Source organism: Providencia sp. PROV156, assembly GCF_028480905.1.
In the GTDB taxonomy this organism is placed as follows: domain Bacteria; phylum Pseudomonadota; class Gammaproteobacteria; order Enterobacterales; family Enterobacteriaceae; genus Providencia; species Providencia hangzhouensis.
Genome location: NZ_JAMPPE010000033.1, coordinates 35,733 through 42,023 on the forward strand (window position 1 = coordinate 35,733; position 6,291 = coordinate 42,023).

At 42.2% G+C, this 6,291-nt stretch carries 5 protein-coding genes; all 5 read left to right on the plus strand.

Annotated features, from left to right (window positions below):
- Positions 1–10: 10 nt before the first annotated feature.
- The 5 genes from bioB (at position 11) to uvrB (ending at position 6,283) form a co-directional block, all read left to right on the plus strand.
- Positions 11–1,048, plus strand: a complete 1,038-nt coding sequence (gene bioB / locus PSF31_RS19125; protein ID WP_004256686.1) for a biotin synthase BioB — start codon at positions 11–13, stop codon at positions 1,046–1,048.
- The gene (gene bioF, locus PSF31_RS19130) at positions 1,048–2,205 is read left to right on the plus strand and encodes an 8-amino-7-oxononanoate synthase (RefSeq protein ID WP_164560954.1); all 1,158 of its coding nucleotides are present in this window, start codon (positions 1,048–1,050) and stop codon (positions 2,203–2,205) included. The genes bioB and bioF overlap by 1 nt, the downstream gene beginning before the upstream one ends.
- Positions 2,183–2,968 (plus strand): malonyl-ACP O-methyltransferase BioC, encoded by a 786-nt coding sequence (bioC, locus tag PSF31_RS19135; protein WP_004256683.1) that lies wholly within the window; start codon positions 2,183–2,185, stop codon positions 2,966–2,968. Before bioF ends, bioC begins: the two co-directional genes overlap by 23 nt.
- The gene (gene bioD / locus PSF31_RS19140; protein ID WP_096864117.1) at positions 2,961–3,638 is read left to right on the plus strand and encodes a dethiobiotin synthase; all 678 of its coding nucleotides are present in this window, start codon (positions 2,961–2,963) and stop codon (positions 3,636–3,638) included. The genes bioC and bioD overlap by 8 nt, the downstream gene beginning before the upstream one ends.
- 626 nt (positions 3,639–4,264) lie before the next feature.
- Positions 4,265–6,283, plus strand: coding sequence for an excinuclease ABC subunit UvrB (gene uvrB / locus PSF31_RS19145; RefSeq protein ID WP_004256681.1), 2,019 nt, complete (start codon positions 4,265–4,267; stop codon positions 6,281–6,283).
- Positions 6,284–6,291 lie beyond the last annotated feature (8 nt).

The window sequence follows — 6,291 nt, forward strand, 5'->3', positions numbered from 1 at the left end:
GAGAGTTTCCGTGAGCCAATTAAAACAGTGGACAATAAAACAAGCTAATGAACTGTTTTCAATGCCTTTTTTTGAATTATTATTTCAGGCACAGCAAATTCATCGCCAACATTTCGACCCCCAGCAAGTGCAAGTCAGTACTTTGCTATCGATTAAAACTGGGGCTTGCCCAGAAGATTGTAAGTATTGTGCGCAAAGCGCGCGCTATAAAACAGGGCTAGAAACTGAAAAACTAATGGAAGTTCAGCAAGTTCTGGAGTCTGCAAAAAAAGCTAAGCAAGCAGGTTCAACTCGTTTTTGTATGGGGGCGGCATGGCGGAATCCGAAAGAACGCGATATGCCTTATCTTGAAATGATGGTAAAAGAAGTGAAGTTATTAGGGATGGAAACCTGTATGACTTTAGGGATGATTGATAATTCTCAAGCTCAACGCTTAGCAGAAGCCGGGTTAGATTATTATAATCATAACCTTGATACCTCTCCTGAATACTATGGCAATATTATTACGACTCGCAGTTATCAAGACCGCTTAAATACACTCGAAAATGTCCGAGACGCAGGGATCAAAGTCTGCTCTGGTGGGATTTTAGGCTTAGGCGAAAAAGTCAGTGACCGAGCGGCCTTATTGGTGCAACTGGCAAATTTACCTAAACCGCCAGAAAGTGTGCCGATCAACATGTTGATGAAGGTTGAAGGAACCCCGATGGCAGATAACGAAGATGTCGATGCGTTTGATTTTATTCGTACTATTGCCGTTGCACGTATCATGATGCCAACGTCATACGTTAGGCTGTCGGCAGGCCGTGAATACATGAATGAGCAAACTCAGGCATTATGTTTTATGGCCGGTGCGAACTCAGTATTCTATGGGTGTAAATTATTAACGACGCCAAATCCTGATGAAAACAAAGATTTAGCACTATTTAGAAAACTGGATATTAACCCTGAGCGAATTGAAACTGGCGAAGGGGATAACCATCAAGCCGCTAAGTTAGCCGAAACGTTGTTAACCGCCGATAACCCTCAATTTTATAACGCAGCAGTATAATGACTTGGCAATCATTTATACAAAACCAGATAGAGCAGCGTAAGCAGGCTTCTATCTGGCGTCAACGGCAGTGTATTGATAGTGCCAATGGTCGTTCGCTTTTTCTGGCTGGAAAAGAATTTCTTAATTTCTCATCCAATGATTATTTGGGATTAGCCCATCATCCTCAAGTGGTTGCCGCGTGGCAACGTGGGGCTGATGAATATGGTGTGGGTAGTGGAGGATCGGGCCATATTACAGGGTTCACCAAAGCACATGATAAATTAGAGCAAGCTCTTGCTGATTGGCTCGGCTACCCAAAAGCCTTATTGTTTATTTCAGGTTTTGCCGCGAACCATGCGGTGATCACGGCATTAATGACGGCAAATGATCGTATTTTAGCGGATAAACTTAGCCATGCATCAATAATGGAGGCCTCGATTCATTCAGGGGCTCAATTAAGGCGCTTTAAGCATAATAACCCTCTATCACTTGATAACTTAATTCAAAAACCGGTTTCGGGAAAAACGCTTGTCGTCACAGAAGGCGTTTTTAGTATGGATGGCGATAGTGCTCCACTTCAACAATTGCAGGAAATCGCTAGAAATCAGCATGCTTGGCTGATGGTTGATGATGCACACGGTATTGGCGTTATCGGAGAACAAGGCCGTGGTAGTTGCTTCGCGAATGGGGTTAAACCTGAAATTTTAGTCGTGACATTTGGTAAAGCGTTTGGTTTAAGTGGCGCAGCGGTATTGTGTGATGAGCCAACGGCTGAATTTTTTGTCCAATCCGCACGCCATTTAATTTATAGCACTTCAATGCCTCCGGCTCAGGCTGTCGCGCTTCTAGCGGCAGTTGAGCAAATTCAGCTCGCAGATCAAGCACGAGAAGACCTTAACCAACATATTGCATATTTTAGAAATAATGCTGATTTTAATGGCATGCAGCTGGCTAATTCAATGACGGCTATTCAACCATTAATTATCGGGGAAAACCAAGCTAGCCAACAGTTAGCCAATTTCTTACGCAAAAAAAATATTTGGGTGCAAGCGATCAGGCCGCCAACGGTTCCGCCTGGGAGTGCTAGGTTACGAGTCACATTAAGCGCTGCGCATCAACGTCAAGATATCGATCAATTATTGGAGGCTTTACATGACGTTATCGCTCAGTCGTGAAAAGCATAAAATTGCAGCGGCATTTGGCCGTGCGGCTAAAAGTTATGACTCAGTGGCAAGTTATCAACGATCAACAGGAACACAACTGCTTGGTCAACTGACTTCAGTCTTAAACAGTTCAGAACTCACAGCACCATTACATATTTTAGATGCAGGGTGCGGTACGGGGTATTTTAGCCATAAACTGAAAAATCAAGGACATCACATCACGGCTTTAGATCTTTCTGCTGGTATGCTCGAAATGGCGCAAACGAAAGCTGTGGCTGATCATTATTTATGTGCTGACATAGAATCCATTCCGTTAGATTCACAAACCTTTGATGTGGTTTTTTCCAATTTATCGGTCCAATGGTGCCAAGATCTCAGCAAAGCATTAAGTGAATTATATCGAGTGACAAAACCGGGGGGAGTTGTGGTGTTCACCACACTTGCAGAGCATTCTCTCGCAGAATTGTCTTCAGCTTGGCATTCACTTGACGGCTATTCACATGTGAATTCCTTTCTCAGTGTTCAGCAGATACAAAATAGTTGTCAGTCATGGAGACATAAACTTATTTTTCAGAAGGATACCGTCTATTTTCCTGAATTAATAGCGTTGCTTCATTCATTGAAAGGCATTGGGGCGACACATTTGACTGCTGGGCGTAAAGCAGGGTTAATGACCCGCCAGCATTTGCAGCAACTTGCTTTGCTCTATCCAATGACAGAGCAAGGCTTACCTCTAACTTATCATACGGTGTTTGGAGCGATTTACCGTGACTAAAATGTATTTTGTAACAGGAACGGATACAGAAGTAGGGAAAACCGTTGTAAGTTGTGCTTTATTGCAAGCTGCAGGTTATCAAGGTTTGAATACGGTGGGCTATAAGCCTGTCGCATCTGGGAGTGAGCTCACGGCGGATGGCCTACGTAATAGCGATGCGTTATTATTACAAGCCAATAGCCGAGTAAAATTACCCTATGAGGCGATTAATCCTATTGTATTTGAAGCGCCAACTTCACCGCACATTATCAGTGAGAAATTAAATCAACCCATTGAATTTTCAGTGATAAATAAAGGGTTGGCTTATTTGAAGTCCCAAGCGGATTGGTTATTAGTCGAGGGGGCTGGTGGATGGTATACCCCGTTATCTGTAGAAAAAACTTATGCAGATTGGGTGATTGAACAGCAACTCCCCGTTATTTTAGTTGTTGGTGTTAAGTTAGGCTGTATAAACCATGCATTGTTAACCATGGAATCTATCGAAGCTGCAGGTTTACCCGTAGCCGGCTGGGTTGCCAATGAAGTTGAACCCGCAGGTATTTTCCAAGAGCAATATTTGTCAACACTTAACCGAATGATCAAAGCACCTTGTTTAGGGGGGATCCCACACCAAAAAACACTCAACGGTAAATTAGGAAGCTATTTGGATCTTTCTTTATTAACTATTTGATTATATAAAAATATCAATACTTTTCCCCAAGCCACACTCAATGCTTGGGGCTGATCAATTGTTAAATAGGGAGCCGATCTTTTTTAACGTTCTCAACTAAAATACTGTCAAGTATTTCAGTAAAAATACCACTCAGATCTTAATAAAAAATATAAAATCTGTTTTTCATAGCAGTTACTACTTAAAAATTTTTTCATTAAACTGCCATCTTTTTGTCATTTTGCCTCCATTGAGCAAATCTTAGAGATCCTGTGAATCCATGAGCTCTAAGGGCTTCAAGAGTTATCCACCATTTCTGTGGATAACCTTGTGTATTAACGTTATAAAACAAGTTCTACGCTAGGTGACAAGCGGCTTTGGGTTTATTTGATGTGATTCTGGACTTTAAATTAATCTATAATAAATACAAATGGTTAAATAAAATCAAGCCTTCAATTTATATTTGAGGTATGGCTAAAAATGCAATAGCATAAAATATAAAGTTTCAAAAAGGTCAAGTACTTTTTTGGGGATAACATTTTTATAAACATATCAGAGCGGAGATTAACAGAAAATTTAGCTTCAATACTTGAAGCTGGTTTTTTATCCAGTATTATATTGGAAGAAACTTGTTAAGGGGCGTTAATATGAGTAAGGATTTTAAGCTGTATTCTGATTTTCAGCCGGGAGGGGACCAACCCGAAGCTATCCATAAATTAAGGGAAGGGCTACAAGATGGACTTGCTCATCAAACTCTATTAGGCGTAACGGGGTCCGGTAAAACGTTCACTATTGCCAACGTCATTGCGCAAGAGAACCGGCCCACCATGCTAATGGCGCATAATAAAACCTTAGCGGCACAGCTTTATAGTGAAATGAAAGCCTTCTTCCCAGATAACGCTGTGGAATATTTCGTTTCTTACTATGACTATTATCAGCCTGAAGCTTACGTCCCAAGCTCAGATACTTTCATTGAAAAAGACGCCTCTGTAAACGAACATATTGAGCAAATGCGTCTATCTGCGACTAAGGCCTTACTCGAACGCCGCGATGTAATTGTGGTGGCTTCTGTGTCAGCTATTTATGGTTTGGGTGACCCTGACAGCTATTTAAAAATGATGTTGCACCTAACGGATGGCATGATCATCGACCAGCGCTCAATTTTAAGGCGTTTAGCGGACTTACAATATACGCGTAATGACCAAGCCTTCACGCGAGGGACTTTCCGTGTTCGCGGCGAAGTTATCGATATTTTCCCAGCGGAATCAGACGAATATGCCTTACGCGTTGAGCTATTTGATGACGAAGTTGAACGGTTATCATTATTTGACCCATTGACAGGTCAAATACAACATCGTGTTCCTCGCTTTACCGTTTATCCAAAAACGCACTATGTCACACCGAGAGAACGTATCCTTGAAGCAATGGAACAAATTAAGGTTGAATTAGCGGATAGGCGAAAAGTATTACTGGAAAACAATAAACTACTTGAAGAACAGCGTATTACCCAACGAACACAATTCGACTTAGAAATGATGAATGAGCTCGGTTATTGTTCAGGTATCGAAAACTATTCGCGCTACTTATCGGGTCGTGCGCCCGGTGAACCACCTCCGACATTATTCGATTACTTGCCTGCAGATGGCTTGCTAGTGGTAGATGAGTCTCACGTTACCATCCCACAAATAGGCGCGATGTACAAAGGGGACCGCTCAAGAAAAGAGACCTTAGTTGAATATGGTTTTCGTCTTCCTTCTGCATTAGATAACCGGCCAATGCGTTTTGAAGAATTCGAAGCTTTAGCGCCGCAAACTATTTATGTTTCAGCAACACCGGGTAACTATGAGCTTGATAAATCAGGCAATGAGGTGATTGAGCAAGTTGTTAGGCCTACAGGCCTACTTGACCCGATAATTGAAGTTCGCCCAGTTTCTACCCAAGTAGATGATTTACTGTCTGAAATTCGTATACGTGTGCAGAAAAATGAACGTGTGTTAGTCACCACATTAACTAAACGTATGGCCGAGGATTTAACGGAATATCTCGAAGAACACGGGGAGCGAGTTCGTTATCTTCACTCAGATATCGATACAGTCGAGCGCGTGGAAATTATTCGCGACTTGCGGCTTGGTGAGTTTGATGTGCTGGTTGGGATCAACTTATTAAGAGAAGGCTTGGATATGCCAGAGGTATCTCTGGTGGCTATTTTAGACGCGGATAAAGAAGGTTTCTTGCGTTCGGAACGTTCGCTTATTCAAACCATAGGGCGTGCGGCTCGTAACTTAAATGGTAAGGCAATCCTCTATGGAGACAGGATCACCAACTCCATGCAAAAAGCGATTGCAGAAACAGAGCGTCGCCGTGCTAAACAAATGGCGTTCAACGAAGAACATGGCATCGTTCCACAAGGGTTGAATAAGAAAATCGGTGATATTCTGCAAATTGGCCACAAAGTGGGTGGCAAAGGAAAAAGCCGCACGAAAGACAATACCAAAAATAATAATTCGGTTGATATTCAATCAATGTCAACAAAAGAATTGGAGCAACGGATTTCGCAACTTGAAGCGCAAATGTATAAGCATGCTCAAGATCTTGAATTTGAAGCGGCTGCGCGAGTCAGAGACGAATTGCAGGAGATACGCTCCCAGTTTATCGCTAATTCCTAATTTTCATC

Bases quoted from the DNA above. Each gene is read 5' to 3' on its own strand.
- bioF (WP_164560954.1), top strand. From the start codon at position 1,048: ATGACTTGGCAATCATTTATACAAAACCAGATAGAGCAGCGTAAGCAG.
- bioC (WP_004256683.1), top strand. From the start codon at position 2,183: ATGACGTTATCGCTCAGTCGTGAAAAGCATAAAATTGCAGCGGCATTT.
- uvrB (WP_004256681.1), top strand. From the start codon at position 4,265: ATGAGTAAGGATTTTAAGCTGTATTCTGATTTTCAGCCGGGAGGGGAC.